Here is a 1,458-nt window from a genome sequence, read left to right as displayed (position 1 = left end):
GTTCAGCACCGAGGGCGAGGCGGTGTCGTCCCAGGAGGACCCGCGGCCCGTGGACTGGGTGTGCCTGGCCGCGATGGCGGGACTCGCGCTGGGCGTCCCCGTCCACTACCTCGTCGTCGACATCCGCCACCACCAGCAGCCCGGCCCGGCCGCCGGCGGGTAGCCGTACGCGGAGGGCACGGGCTGCCGCGGCGGCGCCCCGTACGGGCCGGGGACGGGGCCCGCCGGCCCGTACGGCGAACCGGTCGCCATGGGCGGCCGGCCGGCGGCCGGGCCGGGCTGCTGGTGGTGGCGGATGTCGACGACGAGGTAGTGGACGGGGACGCCCAGCGCGAGTCCCGCCATCGCGGCCAGGCACACCCAGTCCACGGGCCGCGGGTCCTCCTGGGACGACACCGCCTCGCCCTCGGTGCTGAACTCCCCCATCACGACGAGCGAGGTCACGGCGACGACGAGGGAGACCCAGAACAGCGCCCAGTCGGAGCGCCTGCCGCGCATGATCGCGATGCGCAGCATCGTGCCCCAGGCCAGCAGGCCGAAGCTGAGCAGCGCGAGGGCCACGAGGACGATGCGCACGACGACGAGCAGCGCTGTCGAGGGGCGCGAGGGCTGCGGCGGTGCGAAGCCGTGGCCGTGCATTCCTGCTCCTGGGGTGCCTGGGGACGCGGCGGACGGGACTGAGGCGGACTGAAGCGTATACACCGACACCGACGCGGGGTCGCGGGTTGTACGGAACAGTTGTCCGATGCGTCACTCCCGCCCGCCCGGTCCCGGCGCGCGGGCCCGGCGCGCCGTGTCACTCCGGCAGGACGCTCCCGTCGGTGAGGCCGTCGTAGAGCCCCTGCACCAGTTGTTCGCCGAGGCGCCCGGCGAGGCGGAGCGCGTCCTCGAACTCGGCCAGGGCGCGGAAGCGTTCGCCGTAGCGGCGCTGGTCGGCGAGGGGCAGGCGGGGCAGCTGGATCCGCCGGACGTCGAGGCGGGTGGCCGTCGAGGCGTAGCTGCTCGCCTGCCGCTGGTTGGCGCTGCCGCGCAGGAACCCGGCCAGGAACCAGGCGTCGAGCGCGGCCGGATCGGGGCGGAGCAGCTGGAGGTTGCGCCCGAGCGCGGCGCCGGCGAGGGCGTCGTCGGCGACGCGGACGACCGTGCCGCTGCCGAGGACCGGGACGAGGATGTCGCCCTCCTCGATCAGCACGGGCTCCTCCTCGGGGCCTTCGGGCAGGGTGCCCGTCGGTCCCCGGCCCGCGAGCACGTCCTGTTCGGTCAGCACGGCGGGGGACGGTTCGGCGCGGGCGGTGCCGGTGCCTCCGGAGCGCAGGACGAGGTCCTGGGCGCGGGCGAGTTCTCCGACGGTGGTGGAGGGCCAGGCGGCGGGTGCGGCGGCCGGGGCGTCGAAGGCGTACGTCACGGTGACCTTCTTGCCGGGGGCGATGTTGCCGTTGCCGGGGGCGATGTTGCCGT

At 75.4% G+C, this 1,458-nt stretch carries 1 protein-coding gene and 1 pseudogene; both read right to left on the bottom strand.

Going from position 1 to position 1,458, the window contains the following annotated elements; all coding sequences use genetic code 11:
• Window positions 1–105 precede the first annotated feature (105 nt).
• A complete protein-coding gene (locus EAO77_RS38245; protein WP_147992855.1) occupies window positions 106–639 on the bottom strand; it encodes a hypothetical protein in 534 nt (177 codons plus the stop codon).
• A 157-nt stretch (window positions 640–796) separates the two neighbouring features.
• Window positions 797–1,458, bottom strand: a pseudogene (locus EAO77_RS38240) (SAM-dependent methyltransferase); the annotation flags it as partial.

This window comes from Streptomyces sp. T39 (assembly GCF_008042045.1).
Classification (GTDB): domain Bacteria; phylum Actinomycetota; class Actinomycetes; order Streptomycetales; family Streptomycetaceae; genus Streptomyces.
The sequence above is the reverse complement of the archived record's forward strand: the minus strand, read 5'-3'. Positions and strand labels throughout refer to the sequence as shown.